Here is an 18945-nt window from a genome sequence, read left to right as displayed (position 1 = left end):
TTTTCGGAATCTTTCCGTAACGATTCTCAGTTTCCCGCATCCAGCGCATAGCCTGCCGACCGGACGGTGCGGATGATGTCCGGCATCCCTTCGCCATTGATCGCCTTGCGCAGGCGTCGGATGTGGACGTCCACCGTGCGCGTCTCGATCTCCGTGTCCCGTCCCCAAACCGCATCCAGCAGCCGCTCGCGCGAGAACACCCAGCCGGGATGCTGGAGGAAGTGCTTGAGAAGGCGGAATTCCGTCGGGCCCAGCGGGACGAGTTCGCCCGCGCGGCGCACCTTGTGCCCCACGGTGTCCATCTCGATGTCGGCATAGCTCAGCGTCTCGCCGGCAAGGGCGGGGCGCACGCGGCGGAGCACGGCCTTTACGCGCGCGACCAGCTCGCGGGGCGAGAAGGGCTTGGTAACATAGTCGTCCGCACCCGTCTCCAGGCCGCGCACCCGGTCCTCTTCCTCGCCTCGTGCGGTCAGCATGATGATGGGCACGTTCGCCGTCTCGGGCGTGCGGCGCAGGCGCCGACACACCTCGATTCCCGACAATCCCTCCACCATCCAGTCGAGCAGCACCAGGTCCGGCGTGCCCTCGCGCGCCAGCAGCAGGGCCTCTTCGCCGTCGGGCGTGTGGCGGACGTCGAAGTCCTCGCGGCGGAAATGATAGGCGAGCAATTCCGCCAGTGCCGCGTCATCCTCGACGAGCAACATGCTTGGCTTGGCCATGGCGGGTCCCTCAGCGGTTCGATGTGTCGGCGGTCTCGCGGTCGGCGAGGTACCGGCCGGTCGCCGCGAAATAGACCATCTCGGCGACGTTCGTGGCGTGATCGCCGATGCGCTCCAGGTTCTTGGCGACGAACAGCAGGTGGGCGACCTGGCCCACGGTCCGCGGGTTCTCCACCATGAAGGTCACCAGCGTGCGGAAGATGCTGTCGTAGAAATCGTCCAGCGCCCGGTCGCGCTCGCACACCGCAACGGCAGCCTCGGCATCTCGTGCAGAGAAGGCGTCGAGCACGTCATGGACCATGTCGCTCGCCATCTGCGCCATGGCGGGCAGCAGCGAGACCGCCTCGATCCGGTCGTCGCCCTGGTGGATCATCGGCACGCGCTTGGCGATGTTCTTGGCATAGTCGCCGATGCGCTCGACCACGGCGGCGATCTTGAGCGCCGCGACCACCTCGCGCAGGTCGTCCGCCATCGGCGCGCGCAGCGCGATTACCCGCACCACCAGCCGCTCGACCTCCGCCTGAATGGCGTCGATCTTCGCGTCGGCGCTGCGGACTTCCTTCGCCAGCGTTGGATCGTTGCGCTGGAGCGCGAGCATCGCGTCCGAGATGCCCTGCTCGGCAAGGCCGCCCATCTGCGAGATCAGCGCGCGCAGGTGCCCGATCTCCTCGTCGAACGCCTTGACCGTGTGTTCGTGGCCCGTGGGCATGCTCGTCTCCTCAGCCATAGCGGCCGGTGATGTAATCCTTGGTCCGCTCCTGGCGGGGATTGGTAAAGATCTCGGACGTGACGCCATATTCCACCAGGTTGCCCAGGTGGAAAAAGGCGGTGCGCTGCGACACGCGCGCCGCCTGCTGCATGTTATGGGTGACGATCACGATCGCGTAGCGGCCGCGCAGCGCGTGGATCAACTCCTCGATCTTGGCGGTCGCGATCGGATCGAGCGCCGAGCAGGGCTCGTCCATCAGGATCACTTCCGGATCGACCGCGATCGCGCGGGCGATGCAGAGGCGCTGCTGCTGGCCACCCGACAGCGCCGTGCCGCTGTCCGAAAGCCGATCCTTGACCTCGTCCCACAGGCCCGCGCGCCGCAGCGAGCGCTCGACGATCGCCTCCAGGTCCGCCCGGCTCGGAGCAAGCCCGTGGATGCGGGGGCCGTAGGCCACGTTCTCGAAGATCGACTTGGGGAAGGGGTTCGGCTTCTGGAACACCATGCCGACGCGGGCGCGCAGCTGCACCACGTCCATCGACTTGTCGTAGATGTCTTCGCCATCCAGGCGGATGTCGCCGGTCACGCGCGCGTTGCCGACGGTGTCGTTCATGCGGTTGAGCGTGCGCAGGAACGTCGACTTGCCGCAGCCCGAAGGGCCGATGAACGCGGTCACCCGGTCCATGTCGACTTCGATCGACACGTCCTTGATCGCCTGCTTGTCGCCGTAAAAGACGTTGACGTCGCGCGCCGACATCTTCGGCGCTGCGGTGTCGGATGTGGGGCTATGGTTCACCAGCGGGTCTCGAAACGGTTGCGGAGGTAGATGGCAAAGGCGTTCATCGCGAGGAGGAACGCCAGCAGCACCAGGATTGCCGCCGACGTCTTCTCGATGAAGCCGCGGCTGACCTGGTCGGACCAGAGGAAGATCTGCACCGGCAGCACGGTCGCCGGGGCGTTCAGGCCGTCCGGCGCCTGGACGATGAAGGCGCGCATGCCGATCATCAGCAGCGGCGCGGTTTCGCCGAGCGCGCGCGCCATGCCGATGATGGTGCCGGTCAGGATGCCCGGCAGCGCCAGCGGCAGGACGTGATGGAACACCACCTGCACCGGGCTTGCCCCGACACCCAGCGCCGCGTCGCGGATCGAGGGCGGCACCGCCTTGATGGCGTTGCGCCCGGCGATCACGATGACCGGCATGATCATCAGCGCGAGCGTCAGGCCGCCGACGATCGGCGCCGAGCGCGGCAGGTTGAAGGTGCCGAGGAACAGCGCCAGCCCCAGCAGGCCGAAGATGATCGAGGGCACTGCCGCCAGATTGTTGATCGACACCTCGATCAGGTCGGTCCAGCGGTTCTTGGGCGCATATTCCTCCAAGTAGAGCGCGGAGAGCACGCCTACCGGGAAGGCGATCAGCAGCGTGATCGCCATGGTGAGCAGCGAGCCCTTGAGCGCACCCCAGATGCCGACTGCGGTCGGATCGGTGGAGTCGGCGCCCGTCAGGAAGCCCCAGTTGAAGCCGCTGCGGATCGCGCCGGCTGTCTTCAGGCGCTGGACCATCTGCTCGGCGGCAGGCTCGCCGGTCGCCTTGTACGCTTCCTCGATCCCCGGGGCCGCAGGCACGTAGAGCGCGGCGCGGCGCGTCAGCAGGGTCGGGTCCGCCTTGATCGCATCCCGAACCGTTAGCCAGGCGCTTTCGGCGATGACCGGCTGCTCCTCGCCGAAGGCCTTCACCGCGGCGAGGCCGGTCACCCCTTCCAGCCCTGCGCCGGACAGCGCCAGGTCAGCGCCCGCGGTCGCGAGCTGGGCCGGAGCCACCTCCAGCTGCGCTGCCGGGAAGTCGATGGGCAAGGCCACCTGCACCCGCTGGAAGCCACCGATGCCGGCAGTCAGCATCGACACCAGCAGGAAGGCGAGGAAGCCGGCGGACAGCAACACCGCCAGCAGCCCCATCAGCCGGAAGCGACGCTCGGCAGCGTAACGGCGACGGATGCGCCGCTGCATCGACTGCGTATTCCAGTCCGTCGGGCGGCGCTCGGCCGGCTCGTGGCCGGCGGCGGGGACGCCCGCGACGAGGGGGCTATTCATAGGCTTCCCGATAGCGCTTCACGACGCGCAGCGCGACGATGTTGAGGAGCAGGGTGACGACGAACAGCGTCAGGCCCAGGGCGAAGGCGGCAAGGGTCTTGGGGCTGTCGAACTCCGCCTCGCCGGTCAGCAGGTCGACGATCTGCTTGGTGACGGTGGTGGTGCTCTCGAACGGGTTCAGCGTGATGGTGGCGGCGCCGGAGGCGGCCATCACCACGATCATGGTCTCGCCGATCGCGCGGCTGACGGCGAGCAGCACGCCGGCGACGACGCCGGGGAGAGCGGCGGGGAGCAGCACGCGGCGGATCGTCTCGGACGTGGTGGCGCCCATCGCCAGGCTGCCGTCGCGCATCGAGCGGGGGACCGCCGCGATCGAGTCGTCGGCCATGGACGAGACGAACGGGATGATCATCACACCCATCACCAGCCCTGCCGAAAGCGCGCTTTCGGAGCTGGCATAGGGCATGCCCAGCATCACCGCGAGATCGCGAATGGCGGGGCCGACGGTCAGCGCGGCGAAATAGCCGTAGACCACGGTCGGGATGCCGGCGAGGATCTCCAGGATCGGCTTCATCCAGCGGCGCGTGGTCGGGCGCGCGTACTGGGTAAGATAGATCGCGCTCATCAGCCCGAACGGGATCGCGACCAGCATCGCGATCACCGCGCCGATGAAGAAGGTGCCCCAGAACAGCGGCACGGCGCCCAGCGTCTCGCCGGGGTCGCTCGCCCGGATCACCTGCGGGCTCCAGCGCGTGCCGAACAGGAAGTCCGTGATCGGCACGATCGAGAAGAAGCGTCCGCTCTCGAACAGCAGCGACAGAAAGATGCCGAGCGTGGTCAGGATCGCGATCAGCGAGGCGCCGAGCAGCAGCAGCATGACCGCGCGCTCGACGCGGGTGCGTGCGCGGAATTCCGGGCGGATCCGCGTGAAGGCAAAGGCCGCACCGGCAAAGGCGAGCAGCAGCGCCACCGCCGTCCCGATCCAGCGATAGCGCGCCTGCGCCGTCGCGAAGACCGGCGCCAGCGGCTCCGAGGCGGGGTTGAATGCGCCATAGGCGGTGCCGTTGGCGAGCGCGCGTGCCTCCGCCAGCACCGCCGCACGTTCGAAACCGTCGGCAGGAAGCGTGGCCGCGGTCGGGCTCGCCAGCACGGCCTCCTGCGCCAGCTGCGGGGCGACCGCGGACCAGACGGCGAGGAACAGCAGCGCGGGGATCGCGACCCACATCGCCATGTACCAGCCGTGCTGGCTGGGCAGCGAGTGGACGCGCCCGGCACCCAGCCGCGCGAAGCTGCCGGCGCGCGCGCGGGCGACGATCCAGCCGATCAGCGCCAGGCCGATCAGCAGGAAGAAAAGGGCAAAGCTGCTCATGGGCGGATCAATGCAACGTCGTGGGATCGAGGGGCGTGCTCTGCGCGACCGTCGCGCGGGAAGCGGACCGGACCGCGTCCGGAGCGGCGATCATGCCGCGCCGGGTGAGCGGACCGTCGGGGTTCCAGGAGTCGGCATAGCGCGTCAGGAAGTCGGCCATGCCGGGGACCGCGCGCAGGTGCGCCTTCTTCACATAGATGAACAAGGGGCGCGCGCCGGGATAGCTGCCGTCCGAGATCGTCTGGTAGGTCGGCGTGACGCCGTCGAGCGGCACCCCATGCAGGCGGCTGCGGTTTTCCTCCAGATAGCTGAAGCCGAACACGCCGATCGCATTGGGGTTGGTCGAAAGGTTCTGCACGATCAGATTGTCGTTCTCACCTTTGTCGACGTACGCGGCGTCGTCGCGAATGCGCGTGCAGACGTCTTCGTAGCGTTCCTTGTTGCTCTCCTTGAGCGCCTTCGCCTCGGGCAGACCGGCCTCGCAGGCGGGGACCATCACAAGCTCGACCAGTGCGTCGCGCGTGCCGCTGGTGGAGGGGGGGCCGAACACCTGGATCGGCAGGTGCGGCAGCGACGGGTTCACGTCGCTCCAGAAGCGGGCCTTCTGCGGCTTGCCCAGCGGATTGGCGGCGAGCGCCAGATACACGTCGCGGTCGTTGAGCTGGAGCTTGGGGCCGTTGTTCGCCTCTGCCAGCACGACCCCGTCGACGCCGACCTGGACCTCCATCACCTCTTTCACGCCGTTGGCGATGCAACCCTGCATCTCCGACTTCTTGATGCGGCGCGATGCGTTGAGGATGTCGGGATGCTGCGGGCCGACGCCCGCGCAGAACAGCTTCACGCCGGCCCCGGTGCCCGTCGACTCGATCACCGGTGCGCGCAGTGCGGGATTGGCGTTGATCATCGCCTCGGCAACGGCAGTGGTGAACGGGAATACGGTCGAGGAGCCAACCACCCGTATCTGGTCGCGCGAAACGTTGCGATCGCACGCCGCGAGCGCGAGCAGCGCAGCGGTGGCAATCGCGATACGGCGGATCATCGTCGTCATCTCCACAGCGGGCGAGGGACTCGGCCGTCCGTTGCTGCCGCCCTTCCGTACGTTGGTTGCGCTTTTATGACACTGCGCCGTCATCCGCCCTCGGCAAAATCACGGTAACCGTCGTTCCGACGCCCACTGTGCTTTCGATGTCGAGCCGCCCGCGATGCCGCTCGACGATGTGGCGCACGATGGAAAGGCCAAGTCCCGTGCCGCCGACGGAACGGCTTCGGCCCGCATCGACGCGGTAGAAGCGTTCCGTCAGGCGGGGCAGGTGCTTGGCAGGGATGCCTTCCCCCTGGTCCGTCACGCGCAGCCGGACCATGTCTTCCACCGGCTCCAGCTCCACGCGCACCGGCGTACCGGGGCGACCATAAGCCATGGCATTGCCGACGAGGTTGTGGATGAGCTGCGACAGCTGCGCACGGTCGCCCTTCACCGCCGGCACCTCCGCCACCTCCAGCACCAGGTCGGCACCCCGGCCGCCGTGCAGGTCCACCAGCGCGCCGCGAACCTCCCGTACCAGCCCGTCGAGTGCGACCGTCGTGTCCGGCGCACGGAACTTGCCCGCCTCGATCCGCGAGAGCGAGATCAGTTCGTCGATCAGCCGCTGCATGCGCCGGGTCTCGTCGAGCATGATGCCGAGGAAGCGGTTCCGCAGCTGCGGGTCCTCGCCCGCTTCCTCGCGCAGCGTCTCGGCAAAGCCGCGCAGCGAGGCGAGGGGGGTGCGCAGTTCGTGGCTGGCGTTCGCCACGAAATCGACGCGCATCCGCTCGGCGGCATAAAGCTGGGTCTCGTCGACAAGTTGCACCAGGCGCCGCTCGTCGCCGAGGGGCCGCACCCGCATCTCCCAGCGCTGCTCGCGCGTGCCGATGCCGACCAGGTGCGTGGTGCTGCCGGCGTCTTCCGCCGGGTCCGCGATCAGCCGCTCGGCAGCAGCAGGGTGGCGGATCGCGATGCGGACGTCCTGGCCGACGATATGGGCGCCCAGCAGCGTGCGTGCCGCCTCGTTCGCACAGGCCACGCGCGTGCCCGCCGTCACCAGCACCGGACCCGCCAGCGCGTCGATCAGCGCCTGGACGCTCGGTTGCTCCGGACGCGGACGGGTGGGAGGCCGCGGCACGCTTTCCGGCGCCTCGCCCGCTGCCGCGATCAGGACGGCGGCGAGTCCCGCGACCGCGGCCACCACGACGGCATTGATGTCGGCGCCCAGCAGGAAACCGGCCGCGGCACCGCCAATCGCGACCCCCGCGGCGACGAGCGTACGAATCCCTGAACCGATGGCCATGGGCGCCCTATAGGGCAGCCGGAGGCCAGCGGAAACGTCCCGCGGCGATACGACGTATCCCGAGGCGACCCCGTGCTTGGGGATTGCGCATTCGCGTCGCTTCCAACACACAGGCCCTCGTGAGCGACGAGCAGACACCCGAGGGCGAAGGCGCCCGCTACGGCCTGGGCCGACGCACGCTGCTGTTGGGGGCGGCTGGCGCCTCTGCGGTGGTATCGATCCGCCCGGCGCTGGCGAACACCGCCGCGTCGGTGTCGCTGTGCGAGATCCCGGTGCCCGATCCCGGCCGAGCGGGCAGCTATGTCGCGCCCAATGGCGACCTGGTGCCGCCGGGCACCCGGGGTGCCTATCCGGCCGCCCGCCGGCCGTTCAAGGCCGCGGACGTGAAGCGCGCGCTCAACAACGGCATCAACCTGCCGGGCACCACCAGCGACCAGTCGCGCGCCTACACCAACTACATCCGCCGCCTGCAGTCGGGAACGAGCGGCTTCACCTGCTTCGCTTCCCTGCAGATGCCGCGCGGCTGAACGGCCCCGCGGCGTCCACCCGCATGGAGGCGGAGGCAGGCGACGGCCCGGTGCGGTTCCGCGCGCCGCCGGCGGGCGTGCTGCGCATCGTGCCGCTCGACGAACTCACGGGGATCTATCATCGCGCTTCCGGCCAGACCCATCTGGTCGCGTCTCCCGTGCCGGAGATCCTGGCCGCCCTGGCCCAAGCACCCGCCTCGATCGAGGAGCTGCTCGCTCGGCTGGCGGCGCGCTACGACCTTGCCGATCCGGACGCGGAAGCTTTGGGCGCCCGCCTCGCGGAGCTGGTGACGCTCGGCCTGGTGCAGAGCGGGTGAGGCACGCCTACCAGCTGCGGATCGGCCCAGTCGGCTTTCGGGTCGGTGCCGATTGGCGCGAACCCATTGAGACGCTAACCGCGCTGTACGACGACTATCCCAAGCCGCACGACGGCATTCCCGACTTTTCGGTCCGCCTGTTCGCCGCGCGCCGCTGGCGGCGGTGGGTGCGGCCGTCGATCACGATCGGCGGTGACTATGTCCTGCCCGACGCCGCGCCCTTGCCGCTGCCGCTCGGGCTGCTCGCGGCCGAGATGGGCATGAACCTGCAGATGGCGCTCGGCCAGCGCCGCTACCTCCTGCTGCATGCCGCGACGGTCGAGCGCGACGGCCGGGCGCTGCTGATGACGGGCGTCTCGGGCGCGGGCAAGTCGACGCTGGCGGCGCTGCTGATGGCGCGCGGCTGGCGGCTGATGGGCGACGAGTTCGCGCTGCTCGATCCCGCAACCGGGCTGGTGCACGGTTTCCCGAGGCTGGTGAGCCTCAAGAACCAGGCGATCGGTGTCGTCGAACAGGCGCTGCCGGCGGGCAGGTTCGGTCCCCTCCAGCCGGACACGCCGAAGGGCGACATCCGCCACCTGAAGCCGGATGCCGCATCGGTCGCGGCGATGGACGTGCCCGCACGGCCGGTGGCGATCCTCTTCCCCAGCTTCGGCCATGCGCCCGATGTCCGGCCGGTGCCGCCTGCCGAGACGTTCGTGCGGCTGACCCAGGCCTCGACCAACTATGTCGCGCTCGGAGAGCGGGGCTTCGACGCGTTGACCCGCCTGGTCGCAACTGTGCCGGCGCAGGCCATCGACTATCCGGACACGGAGACCGCCGTGGCCATGGTCGAGCGGTTGTGGGAAGAGGCCGGGTGAGCGGCGCTTTGCTGGTCTGGGCGCTCCGCGATCCCGCCTCGATCCGCGAGCTGGACGCCGCCGGCTGGACCGGTCTCATCGCCGCGGCGCGCGCGGAACAGATCCTCGGCACGCTCGCCCACCGGCTGCATGGGCTTCCCATGCCGGCTACCGTCGAGCGGATCCTGGCGGACGCCCGCGCCACAGCCGAGCAAGGCCGCACGCTTGCGCTGTGGGAGGCGGAGATGGCGGCACAGGCGCTGCTGCCGCTCGGCATCCCCGTCGTGCTGTTGAAGGGGACCGCCTATGTGGCCGCCGGCCTTTCGGCGGGGCAGGGGCGGAGTATCGGCGACCTCGACATCCTGGTGCCCCGCGACGCGCTCGATGCGGTCGAGACGGCGCTGCTGGCAGCCGGCTGGGAATGGGTGAAGCCCGACGCCTACGACGACGCCTATTACCGGCGCTGGATGCACGAGCTGCCGCCGCTGATCCACCGCGAGCGCGACCGGATGATCGACGTGCACCACACGATCCTCCCCCTGACGGCGCGCCCTACTCCAGACGCAGACGCGTTGCTGGCAGGCAGCGTGCCGCTCGCAAATGGCCTGCGCGTGCTGTCGGCCGAAGACATGGTCTGCCACGCCGTCGCGCACCTGTTCGCCGACGGCGATCTTGCCGGCGGGGTTCGGAACCTCTGGGATATCCACGGCCTGCTCGATGCCTTCGAAGCGCCCGAGGCGCTGGCGCGGCTGCGAGCACGCGCATCGCTGCACCAGATCGCGACGCATCTGGAAGGGGCATTGCGCTTGCGGGAGGCGCTGTACGGGGAAGGGGCGCGATTGAGCGCAACCGATCGCCTCTACGTTCGCCGCCTGCTCGCTCGCGACGGGTGGGGGCGACCGACCGCCAGGGCGACGCGCACCGCCTTCTACCTTCGCTCGCACCTGCTGCGCATGCCGCCGGGGATGCTCGCCCGCCACCTGTGGACCAAGTGGCGCAAGGGACATCGCGTCACGCCCTGACGATCACTCCGCCACGATCACCGGCTCATGCTTGATCGGGAACCGGACCGAACGCGCGAGGAAGCACAGCCGAGCGGCTTCCTCGTGCAGCGCGCGGGCATGCTGGACATTGTCGCCCGCGCCGATGGTGACTTCCGGCCGCAGCGTCACCTGCGCGAACTGGCCCGAGCCATCGGCATTTTCCGCCATCACGCCGGTCGCCGCATCGCGATAGGCGAGCACGCGAATGCCTGCGCTTGCGCAGAGGTGGAGGTACCAGAGCTGGTGACACGCGGCGAGCGCACCGACCAGCATCTCCTCTGGATTCCAGCGACTCGGATCGCCGCGGAAATCGGGATCGGACGATCCCGCGATGTCGGGCTTGCCGGGCGTGGTCAGCAGGTGATCGCGGCTATAGCCGGCATAGCTCTCGGTGCCCGACCCGGTGTTGCCGGTCCATTCGACGGCCACGGCGTAGCGATGCTCCCGGCTGGCCACCTATCGCCTCAGTGATAGCGATCGGCGGTGCGGTCGCGCGAACTGTTGGGAGCGATCTTCGCCTCCGCAGCCAGATAGGCTTCCCAGTCGCGAATGTCGGGCAGGGAGGGGATGCACACCGGCTCCTCCATCTCCAGCGCCCGCAGCGATGCGACCACCAGGTCGTCTGCCTGCATCACGCGCTCCGGCGGGAAGTTCTCGATGGCATTGCCCGCCACCGCGTGGAAGTCGGTCGCAATCACGCCGGGGATCAGCAGCTGCACCCTGACGCCGCTGTCCGCCAAGTCCAGCTGCATGGTGCGGGTGAAATAGGCGACGAACGCCTTGGTCGCGCCATAGCCGGCGTTGCCGGCGAACTGCATGAACAGCGTGCCCGAGCCGACGTTGATGATGGTGCCGCGGCCCTCGCTACGCATCCGCGCCGCCGCCGCGTTGGCGAGCCGCGCGAAGGCAAGCACGTTCACCCGGATCATCGACTCCAGGGCGGCCGCATCGAGGCCGCCGACCGCGCCCCGCGCGGCGAAGCCGGCGTTGTTGACGAACAGGTCGATCGGATCGCCTTCCGCCAGCCGTGCTTCGACTGCGGCGACGCCTTCCGGCGTCTCCAGGTCGGCAGGCAGCACCTCGACCACGATGTCGTGCGCCTCGCAGAGTTCCTCCGCGAGCGCCTCCAGCCGATCGGCGCGGCGGGCGACCAGCACCAGGTCATGACCGGTGCGGGCGAGGTGGGTGGCGAAGCTCTTGCCGATGCCGGCGGAGGCGCCGGTGACCAGGGCGGCGGGGCGGGTGGAATTGCTCATGGGCGGCTCAACGCGCAACCGTGCCCAGCCGCTCCAGCACCGGCAGCAATTCGTCGTACCCGTCGATCACCGCGTCCGCCTCCAGCTCCTCGACCGGCTGCATCAGGAAGCCGAAGCTGCATGCGACGGAGGGGATGCCGGCGTTGCGTGCGGCGCCCGTGTCGTAGATCGAATCCCCGACGAACGCGGCGCGCCCGCCGCCGCAGCGCCGGATCATCTCGTCGATCGGCGCGCGGTGCGGCTTGCCGAAGCCCTTGCCCATGGTGTCGCCCCCGATCAGGCAGGCAAAGCGATCGCGAATGCCGAGCTCGTGCAGCAGCTGTTCCGCAAGCACCTCCAGCTTGTTGGTAACGACCGCCACCTTCACGCCGCGCGCTTCCAGCGCGTCGATCGCGTCCATCGCGCCGGGAAAGGGCGCACTCTCGATCGCGATATGGCTCTCATAATGGTCGAGCAGCAGGCGGTAGAGCCGGTCGAGTTCCATTTCGGAACAGCCGCCGGTGCTCGCCATCCCCTGCATCAGCATGTGCCGCGCTCCGCCGCCGATCATGGTGCGCACCGCGTCGCGCGCCAGCGGGGGGCGGCCGGCGTCGGCAAGCGCATGGTTGAGCGCGTTGGCAAGATCGCCGCTGGTGTCCACCAGCGTGCCGTCCAGGTCGAAGCCGACGATGTCGAAAGGGAAATCCGTCATGGCGGAGCTCATGCGGGCAAGGCACTGGCAAAGGCAAGATCGGCGTGGCAGGGCGCAGATGCCTCGGAGACGTTCATGACCCCTCGACCCATCGCCGCGATCATCCTTGCCGCCGGCAAGGGCACCCGCATGCAATCCGACCTGCACAAGGTGCTCCACCCGGTGGCTGGCCGCCCCATGCTGCTGCACCTTGTGGACAGCGTCGCCGCGCTAGTGCCGGACCGCAGCGTGGCGGTGGTGGGTGCCGGCCGCCAGCAGGTGGAGGCCGCCGTGATCCCGCTCGGCATCGCCACCGCGCACCAGGCGCAACAGCTCGGCACCGGCCATGCGGTCGCCCAGGCGGAGGCTGCGCTCGACGGGTTCGATGGCGACGTGCTGGTCCTCTACGGCGACGTACCTCTGGTCTCGACCGCGACCATGCGGCGGATGCTGGATCGCCTGCACGGGGAAGACGCGCCCGCGACGGTCGTGCTCGGCTTCCGTCCCGCAGATCCGGGCGCCTACGGCCGGATCATCGCCGAGGGCGACCGCATCGTGAAGATGGTCGAGTTCAAGGACGCGACGGCCGAAGAGCGGGCGCAGACCCTGTGCAATTCCGGCCTGATGGCGGTGCGCTCGTCGGATCTGTTCGCGCTGCTCGCCCGCGTGGGCAACGACAATGCGGCGGGCGAATATTACCTGCCCGACGTGGTCATGCTGGCCGCTGCCGACGGGCGTCCCTCGGCCGTGATCGAGACCGATGCGGCAGAGGTGGCCGGCGTCAACAGTCGCGCCGAGCTCGCCGGGATCGAGGCCGCGTGGCAGACGACGCGCCGCGCGCGCGCGATGGCGGAGGGCGCCACGCTGGTCGCGCCGGAGACCGTCTGGTTCGCGCATGACACGCAGATCGGCCGCGACGTCGTGATCGAGCCGAACGTCGTGTTCGGCCCCGGCGTGCGCATCGCCGACGGCGTGACCATCCGGGCGTTCAGCCACCTGGAGGGAGCGAGCGTAGGCGAGGGCGCGGAGATCGGCCCCTACGCACGGCTGCGGCCCGGGGTGGTCCTGGAGCCGGAGGCGAAGGTCGGCAATTTCGTCGAGATGAAGAATGCGGTGCTGGGCCGCGGCGCCAAGGCCAATCACCTGACTTATCTGGGCGATGCGGAGGTCGGCGCGGGTGCGAACATCGGCGCGGGCACGATCACCTGCAACTACAACGGCTTCCTCAAGAACCGCACGCGCATCGGCGAGGGGGCGTTCATCGGCTCGAACAGCGCGCTGGTGGCCCCGGTCACGATCGGCGCCGGAGCGATCGTCGCGGCCGGGTCGGTCATCACCCGCGACGTGGAGCCGGATGCACTGGCGGTGGCGCGGGGAAGCCAGGAGGTGCGGTCCGGCTGGGCCGCACGGTTCCGGGAAAAGATGGCGGCACTGAAGGCCGCGGGGAAGCGATAGTATGTGCGGAATTGTGGGTATCATCGGCGGCGGCGACGTCGTGGACAGCCTCGTCGACGGGCTGCGGCGGCTCGAGTATCGCGGCTATGACTCGGCCGGGGTCTGCACCGTCCACGACGGGGTGCTCGATCGCCGTCGCGCCGAGGGCAAGCTCGCCAACCTGATCCGCGAAGTGCGCGAGGCGCCGCTCCCCGGCGCCACCGGCATCGCCCACACCCGCTGGGCGACCCATGGCGCGCCGACCACGGCCAATGCCCATCCCCATGCCACCGACGAGGTGGCGCTGGTGCACAACGGCATCATCGAGAATTTCAAGCCGCTGCGCGACGCGCTGATCGCCCGCGGGCGCGAGTTCCACAGCCAGACCGACAGTGAGGTCGTCGCCCATCTCGTGAGCGAGCGGATCGAGGCCGGCGAAAGCCCGGAGGATGCGGTCAAGGCGGTGCTGCCCCAGCTCCACGGCGCCTTTGCCCTCGCGATCCTGTTCCGGCAGTTCCCGGACCTGCTGATCGGCGCGCGCCTCGGTTCGCCGCTGGTGGTCGGCTATGGCGATGGCGAGACCTATCTCGGCTCAGACGCGCTCGCGCTGGCCCCGCTCACCCAGCGCATCTCCTATCTGGAAGAGGGCGACTGGGTAGTCCTGACCCGCGAGGGCGCGCAGGTCTACGACAAGGACAACAACCCGGTGGAGCGGCCGATCACGATCAGCGGCGTCACCGGTGCGCTGATCGACAAGGGCAACCATCGCCACTTCATGCTCAAGGAGATCTATGAGCAGCCGGTGGTCGTCGCCCAGACGCTGCGATCGTACCTCCGTCCCGTCGAGGAAAAGGTCGCGCTGCCCGACATGGACTTCGACCTGTCGAGTGTCGAGCGCGTCGCGATCGTCGCCTGCGGCACGGCCTCTTACGTCGGCATGATCGGCAAATACTGGATCGAGAAGTTCGCGCGCCTGCCCGTCGAGGTCGATGTGGCGTCCGAGTTCCGCTACCGCGACCCGGTCTTGCTGCCCAACACTCTGGGCGTAGTCGTCTCGCAATCTGGTGAGACTGCAGACACGCTGGCGGCGCTGCGCCACATGAAGGCGAACGGCGTCACCACCGCGGGCATCATCAACGTGCCGACGAGTTCCATGGCGCGCGAGGTCGACCTGCTGCTGTCGACCCACGCCGGGCCAGAGATCGGCGTCGCCTCCACCAAGGCATTTACCTGCCAGCTGGCGGTGATGGCGGCGCTCGCGGTCAACCTCGCCTGTGCCAAGGGCAAGCTGACGCCGGAGGAAGAGCGGGAGATCGTCCGCCACCTGGTCGAAGCGCCCGCGGCGATCAATGCTGCGCTCGGCCACGACTCCGAGATCCAGCGGATGGCAGGAACCATCGCGGGCGCACGTGACGTCCTCTACCTCGGTCGCGGGCCGGATTATCCGCTCGCCCTGGAAGGCGCGCTCAAGCTCAAGGAAATCAGCTACATCCACGCCGAAGGCTATGCGTCCGGCGAAATGAAGCATGGCCCGATCGCGTTGATCGACGAGCATGTGCCGCTGATCGTGCTCGCACCGTCGGGACCGCTGTTTGAGAAGACGGTGTCTAACATGCAGGAGGCCCAGGCCCGCGGCGCGCAAGTCGTGCTGATCTCGGACGCGGACGGTCTGGCGCTGGCCGGCGAGGATGCGGTCGCGACCATCGAGATGCCGAAGGTTCATCCGCTGATCGCACCGCTGGTCTATTCGGTGCCCGTCCAGCTGCTCGCCTATCACGTCGCAGTGGCGAAGGGGACGGACGTCGACCAGCCGCGCAACCTCGCCAAGTCCGTCACGGTCGAATAGCTTCGGGGGCAGTCGCCGCAGAAAAAAACCAATCCGGCGCGACGTTTACCTCGCTGTAACGCGCCGCCCGTTAAGCTTCCGTCCATTTGGTGAGGGAGTCGGGCCGCGGTGCGGGTACTGATTGTAGACGACGAACCGGCGATGCACGAATCCTACCGGCATGCGTTCCGCAGGCCGGAGGGCGAACGCTCTCTGTCCGCCATGGCGGCCGAGCTCTTCGAGGAAGGTGACGCCGGGGCTGGGCCTCTGGAGCCGGCTGCGGAACTCGAATTCGTGCATGTTTCCCAGGGGCTGGAGGCGGTCGCTGCGGTCGAAGAGGCCGCCCGCGCGGCCAGGCCGTTCGCCGTGGCGTTCATCGACGTCCGCATGCCGCCCGGCATCGACGGCAAGGAAACGGCGCAGCGGATCCGCGCCATCGATCCGGACGTCAACCTGGTGATCGTCACCGGCTTCTCGGACTTCGCGCCGGCCGAGATTTTCCGCGCGGCCGGTCCGGCCGACAAGATCTTCTACATCGCCAAGCCGTTCGAGGCGGTCGAGGTGGTGCAGACCGCAACCGCGCTCGCGCACCGCTGGCAGCTGGACCGGGAGCTCGCGGCGACCCGCGCGGCGCTGGCGGAAAAGGTCGTGCAACTCGAGGAACAGGCGCGGGAGCTCGCCGCCAACGAGAGCAAGGCGGCCCATATCGCCAGCCACGACCCCCTGACCGAAGCGCCCAACCGGCTCGCCTTCCTGCGCGCGCTCAGCGAACGCGTGCATGTGCCGGGTTGCTTCGCCGTGGCGATGCTCGACATCGACCGGTTCAAGACGATCAACGACACCTTCGGCCATTTCGCTGGCGACGAAGTGATCCGCACCGTCTGCAACTTCCTTTCCGAGCAGATCGGCGAGGAGGGCTTGGTTGCCCGGCTGGCCGGCGACGAATTCGGCTTGATGATGTCCGTGTCCGGCGAGGACGAGGCGGTGATGCGCTGCGAGCGGCTGCTGCGCGCCTGCTCGGGCACGCTCAGCATCTTCGGCCAGTCGGTGCAGAATACCGCCTCGATCGGCCTCGTGGTGGCCGACGCGGATCATGAGCGCGACTCGGTCGACGTCATGCGCCGTGCAGACCTGGCGCTGAACGAGGCGAAGCGCGCAGGGCGGAACCTGGTCCGGGTGTTCGACGAGAGCATGGACGAGTCGGTCCGCTTCCGCCGCCAGATCGAGACCGGGCTCGGCCAGGCGATGGCCAACGGCGAATTGTCGCTCGTCTACCAGCCGATCTTTGCGCGCGGCGGATTGGAAGTGGTCGCGTTCGAGGCGTTGCTCCGCTGGTGCAGCCCCGAACATGGCATGATCTCGCCAGGCATGTTCATCCCGGTGGCCGAGGAGAGCGGCCTGATCCACGACCTCGGCGACTGGGTCGTGGAGGAAGCGCTGGAGACGGCGAAGCGCTGGCCCGGGCAGTTCGTTTCGGTGAACTTCTCCCCGCGCCAGTTCCGCCGGCAGAACTTCGTCGCGCAACTGGTGGCGCAGGTCCAGCGGGCCGGCGTTTCCCCGAACCAGCTGCAGATCGAGATTACCGAGACGGCGCTTGCCGAAAACGCCGAACGTGCCGCCGACACCCTCTACCGGCTGCGGCAGATGGGCTTCCGCGTGGCGATCGACGATTTCGGTACCGGCTACTCCAGCCTGTACAACATCCGCACCTTCGCGCTCGATACGCTGAAGATCGACAGCAGCTTCGTGGATGGCATGGGACGCGAGCGCGAGTCCGCCGCGATCGTGCACTCGATCATCCACCTGGGCCGCGCGCTGGGGCTGGAGGTCGTGGCGGAGGGCGTCGAGAACGAGACGCAGCTCCAGGCGCTGCGTCTGGCAGGCTGTTCTCACGTCCAGGGCTATTACCTCTCTGCGCCGCTGGTCGCCGATGATGCCGTGCGGCTGGCCCAGGGCGGCAGCGTGCTCGAACCGCAAACCCCCTGCGCACCCGAGGCGCAGGTGCCGGGTACCGGCACCACCGGCTGATGCCGCGGCGCCGGCGCGCGCGTCAGGGCTGGCGCCGACACCTGCGTCGGGCGGGCCCGACGTCCCTGTCCGGCAAGCTCGTGTGGATCCTCACCGGCATCGGTGTTGCGGGGACGCTCGGCATCGCCCTGATGCTGACGCTGGTGCTCACTCCCGGCTTTCGTCAGTTGGAGGATCAGGCGATCCAGCGCGAGACGGAGCGCGCCGCCGCCGTGCTGGACACGCTGCGCCTGCAGGTCGAGGCGGCGGCGCGCACGGTCGGTGAGACCGGTGGCGCCCAGAAACCGGCAGTGTGGCTGGTGGAGGAAAGCCGGCGTGCCCGGCTGCTCGTGCCGGATGATCCCCTCGACGCCCAGCGTACGGCGGAGGCCTTGCGCGGCATCGATCCGGTTGCGGCACTGTCCGGGGGGGACGCGGGCAGCTTTTTCGTCTGGAACGGCGGCACGCTGAGTGCCGTCGGCGTCGCGCGCGTGCTCGTCCCCTCGGCTATCGTCCCCACCTATGTCGCGGTTGCCGAGCCCGTGCACCGCGCGCAAATCCAGCAGCGCCTCCAGCGCGCGGTCCGGCTCGTGCCGATGGGTGCCGCCACTCCGCGGGTGGACCGACACCGCGATGGTCTCGACCTTCGCGTGCCGGTTCCCGGCTGGGACGGCCGCCCCGTCGCGGGCGTTGCCTTCTCCATCGATCGGAACCTCTGGGGACTCGGCAGCAAGCTGCTGATGTACGCCGCCGCGGGCGTCACCGCGCTGATGCTCCTGCTTCTCATCATGCTGCGGCGCATCTTCCACCGGCTGGTGCTGCAACGGCTGCATTCGGTCGAGCGGCACATGCATCAGATCGGCGACTCCGGCTCGATGGCGACGCTTCCGGATCCGGTCACCCGGGATGAAATCGGCTCGCTCGTGGCCAGCTTCAATGCGATGCTCGGCCAACTTGCCAGCCTCCGCGAGCAGCTGGAAGTGCAGTCCTTCCGCCTCGGCCGGACCGAAAGTGCGGAGGCCGCGATGCACAATGTCCGCAACGCGCTGAACCCGATCAGCACCATCCTGTCGAAGGGGCTCACCCACGCGCTGCCCATCGAGCCGGCCACGATCGACCGCGCGCTGAACGAGCTCGGCGAGCCGGGGATCGAGCCCGAGCGCCAGGCGAAGCTCGCCGCGTTCCTGCGCGCTGCGCTCGACGCCGAGCGGAGCGCGCGCGCGGAGCGGCTCTCGCAGCTCGAAATGGGGCGCGACGCGCTGCAGAATGTGCTGGAGATCATCGGCAGCGGCTCCCAACGGGATCAGGATCGGCTCCCGCTGGAGATCTGCGACGTCACGCAGTTGATCGCCCGCAACGGCGCGATCGCGCGCTATTCGCGCGAGTTGTCCATCGCCACCGTGTTTCCGTCCAAGTCCTGCCTGGTGCGCGCGAACCGCGTGATCCTGAGCCAGGTCATCGGGAACCTCTTCTCCAATGCGGCGGAGTCGATCGCAGCCGCAGGAACGCCCGGCGCCAGCATCCGCGTCTCCATCACCGAACGGGAGGGGCGCGTGGAGGTGGTCATCCGCGACAATGGCGAGGGCTTCGACCCCGCGGATGCACCGGCGTTGTTCCAGCGCGGCTTTTCGACCCGCAAGAACCGCTCCGGCGGCCTCGGCCTGCACTGGTGCGCGACGTCGATGATGGCGATGGGCGGTGCGCTTCGGCTGGAGAGCGAGGGCTGGGGGAAGGGAGCGCGCGCGGTGCTGACGCTCCAGCGGGCGCAGGCGCCGGCCCAAGCGCCGGAAATCGCCGCCTGAAGAGCGCGGCGCCTGT

18 protein-coding genes are annotated in these 18945 nt (G+C 69.0%); 8 read left to right on the top strand and 10 right to left on the bottom strand.

The window, feature by feature from the left end; genetic code table 11:
* Window positions 1–26: 26 nt before the first annotated feature.
* The 7 genes from phoB to VPH46_RS05215 form a co-directional block, all read right to left on the bottom strand.
* On the bottom strand, window positions 27–719 hold the full coding sequence (gene phoB / locus VPH46_RS05245; RefSeq protein ID WP_125960584.1) for a phosphate regulon transcriptional regulator PhoB: 693 nt from the start codon (window positions 717–719) through the stop codon (window positions 27–29).
* Between the two features lie 10 nt (window positions 720–729).
* Entirely contained in the window at window positions 730–1428 is a 699-nt protein-coding gene (gene phoU / locus VPH46_RS05240; RefSeq protein WP_125960583.1) for a phosphate signaling complex protein PhoU, read from the bottom strand.
* Window positions 1429–1438: 10 nt separating this feature from the next.
* A complete protein-coding gene (pstB, locus tag VPH46_RS05235; RefSeq protein ID WP_239435476.1) occupies window positions 1439–2185 on the bottom strand; it encodes a phosphate ABC transporter ATP-binding protein PstB in 747 nt (248 codons plus the stop codon).
* Between the two features lie 35 nt (window positions 2186–2220).
* Window positions 2221–3516, bottom strand: coding sequence for a phosphate ABC transporter permease PstA (gene pstA, locus VPH46_RS05230; protein ID WP_416609504.1), 1296 nt, complete (start codon window positions 3514–3516; stop codon window positions 2221–2223).
* Window positions 3509–4885, bottom strand: coding sequence for a phosphate ABC transporter permease subunit PstC (pstC, locus tag VPH46_RS05225; protein ID WP_416609502.1), 1377 nt, complete (start codon window positions 4883–4885; stop codon window positions 3509–3511). Before pstC ends, pstA begins: the two co-directional genes overlap by 8 nt.
* A 7-nt stretch (window positions 4886–4892) precedes the next feature.
* The gene (locus tag VPH46_RS05220) at window positions 4893–5924 is read right to left on the bottom strand and encodes a substrate-binding domain-containing protein (protein WP_125960580.1); all 1032 of its coding nucleotides are present in this window, start codon (window positions 5922–5924) and stop codon (window positions 4893–4895) included.
* Between the two features lie 73 nt (window positions 5925–5997).
* Entirely contained in the window at window positions 5998–7209 is a 1212-nt protein-coding gene (locus VPH46_RS05215; RefSeq protein WP_416609500.1) for an ATP-binding protein, read from the bottom strand.
* A gap of 119 nt (window positions 7210–7328) precedes the next feature.
* Here VPH46_RS05215 and VPH46_RS05210 point away from each other — a divergent pair, with 119 nt between their 5' ends.
* Genes VPH46_RS05210 through VPH46_RS05195 form a run of 4 tightly spaced genes read left to right on the top strand, consistent with a single transcriptional unit; the run spans window position 7329 to window position 9914 of the window.
* Window positions 7329–7736 carry a hypothetical protein gene (locus VPH46_RS05210; protein WP_416609498.1) on the top strand — a complete coding sequence of 136 codons (408 nt, stop codon included), beginning with the start codon at window positions 7329–7331 and terminating at the stop codon, window positions 7734–7736.
* A 23-nt stretch (window positions 7737–7759) separates the two neighbouring features.
* Complete coding sequence (locus tag VPH46_RS05205; RefSeq protein WP_416609496.1) at window positions 7760–8053, top strand: HPr-rel-A system PqqD family peptide chaperone; 294 nt, start codon at window positions 7760–7762, stop codon at window positions 8051–8053.
* Window positions 8050–8913 (top strand): HprK-related kinase A, encoded by an 864-nt coding sequence (locus VPH46_RS05200; protein WP_416609494.1) that lies wholly within the window; start codon window positions 8050–8052, stop codon window positions 8911–8913. The genes VPH46_RS05205 and VPH46_RS05200 overlap by 4 nt, the downstream gene beginning before the upstream one ends.
* A complete protein-coding gene (locus VPH46_RS05195; RefSeq protein WP_416609492.1) occupies window positions 8910–9914 on the top strand; it encodes a nucleotidyltransferase family protein in 1005 nt (334 codons plus the stop codon). Before VPH46_RS05200 ends, VPH46_RS05195 begins: the two co-directional genes overlap by 4 nt.
* Before the next feature lie 3 nt (window positions 9915–9917).
* Here the strand turns inward: VPH46_RS05195 and VPH46_RS05190 are convergent, their stop codons facing one another.
* Genes VPH46_RS05190 through VPH46_RS05180 form a run of 3 tightly spaced genes read right to left on the bottom strand, consistent with a single transcriptional unit; the run spans window position 9918 to window position 11882 of the window.
* Entirely contained in the window at window positions 9918–10391 is a 474-nt protein-coding gene (locus VPH46_RS05190; RefSeq protein WP_416609490.1) for an OsmC family protein, read from the bottom strand.
* An 8-nt stretch (window positions 10392–10399) separates the two neighbouring features.
* A complete protein-coding gene (locus tag VPH46_RS05185) occupies window positions 10400–11191 on the bottom strand; it encodes an SDR family NAD(P)-dependent oxidoreductase (RefSeq protein WP_416609488.1) in 792 nt (263 codons plus the stop codon).
* 7 nt (window positions 11192–11198) lie between these two features.
* Complete coding sequence (locus tag VPH46_RS05180; RefSeq protein ID WP_416609485.1) at window positions 11199–11882, bottom strand: HAD-IA family hydrolase; 684 nt, start codon at window positions 11880–11882, stop codon at window positions 11199–11201.
* 75 nt (window positions 11883–11957) lie between these two features.
* On the opposite strand from VPH46_RS05180, the gene glmU reads away from it, so the two are divergent.
* The 4 genes from glmU (at window position 11958) to VPH46_RS05160 (ending at window position 18929) form a co-directional block, all read left to right on the top strand.
* Window positions 11958–13316, top strand: coding sequence for a bifunctional UDP-N-acetylglucosamine diphosphorylase/glucosamine-1-phosphate N-acetyltransferase GlmU (glmU, locus tag VPH46_RS05175; RefSeq protein ID WP_416609483.1), 1359 nt, complete (start codon window positions 11958–11960; stop codon window positions 13314–13316).
* Between the two features lies 1 nt (window position 13317).
* On the top strand, window positions 13318–15141 hold the full coding sequence (gene glmS, locus VPH46_RS05170) for a glutamine--fructose-6-phosphate transaminase (isomerizing) (protein WP_416609481.1): 1824 nt from the start codon (window positions 13318–13320) through the stop codon (window positions 15139–15141).
* Between the two features lie 141 nt (window positions 15142–15282).
* A complete protein-coding gene (locus VPH46_RS05165; RefSeq protein ID WP_416609479.1) occupies window positions 15283–17148 on the top strand; it encodes a putative bifunctional diguanylate cyclase/phosphodiesterase in 1866 nt (621 codons plus the stop codon).
* Window positions 17149–17228: 80 nt separating this feature from the next.
* Window positions 17229–18929: an ATP-binding protein gene (locus VPH46_RS05160; RefSeq protein WP_416609477.1), complete on the top strand. Its 1701-nt coding sequence runs from the start codon at window positions 17229–17231 to the stop codon at window positions 18927–18929.
* Window positions 18930–18945: the final 16 nt, after the last annotated feature.

Source organism: Sphingomonas sp. MJ1 (PH-R8), assembly GCF_048058635.1.
Lineage (GTDB): Bacteria > Pseudomonadota > Alphaproteobacteria > Sphingomonadales > Sphingomonadaceae > Sphingomonas.
This window is presented reverse-complemented; position numbering and strand designations above follow the sequence as displayed.

Coding starts and splice junctions, on each gene's coding strand:
- VPH46_RS05180 (WP_416609485.1), bottom strand. CDS start 11,882: ATGACGGATTTCCCTTTCGACATCGTCGGCTTCGACCTGGACGGCACG.
- VPH46_RS05165 (WP_416609479.1), top strand. CDS start 15,283: ATGCACGAATCCTACCGGCATGCGTTCCGCAGGCCGGAGGGCGAACGC.
- pstC (WP_416609502.1), bottom strand. CDS start 4,885: ATGAGCAGCTTTGCCCTTTTCTTCCTGCTGATCGGCCTGGCGCTGATC.
- phoU (WP_125960583.1), bottom strand. CDS start 1,428: ATGCCCACGGGCCACGAACACACGGTCAAGGCGTTCGACGAGGAGATC.
- VPH46_RS05205 (WP_416609496.1), top strand. CDS start 7,760: ATGGAGGCGGAGGCAGGCGACGGCCCGGTGCGGTTCCGCGCGCCGCCG.
- pstA (WP_416609504.1), bottom strand. CDS start 3,516: ATGAATAGCCCCCTCGTCGCGGGCGTCCCCGCCGCCGGCCACGAGCCG.
- VPH46_RS05215 (WP_416609500.1), bottom strand. CDS start 7,209: ATGGCCATCGGTTCAGGGATTCGTACGCTCGTCGCCGCGGGGGTCGCG.
- VPH46_RS05220 (WP_125960580.1), bottom strand. CDS start 5,924: ATGATCCGCCGTATCGCGATTGCCACCGCTGCGCTGCTCGCGCTCGCG.
- phoB (WP_125960584.1), bottom strand. CDS start 719: ATGGCCAAGCCAAGCATGTTGCTCGTCGAGGATGACGCGGCACTGGCG.
- pstB (WP_239435476.1), bottom strand. CDS start 2,185: ATGTCGGCGCGCGACGTCAACGTCTTTTACGGCGACAAGCAGGCGATC.
- glmS (WP_416609481.1), top strand. CDS start 13,318: ATGTGCGGAATTGTGGGTATCATCGGCGGCGGCGACGTCGTGGACAGC.
- VPH46_RS05185 (WP_416609488.1), bottom strand. CDS start 11,191: ATGAGCAATTCCACCCGCCCCGCCGCCCTGGTCACCGGCGCCTCCGCC.
- glmU (WP_416609483.1), top strand. CDS start 11,958: ATGACCCCTCGACCCATCGCCGCGATCATCCTTGCCGCCGGCAAGGGC.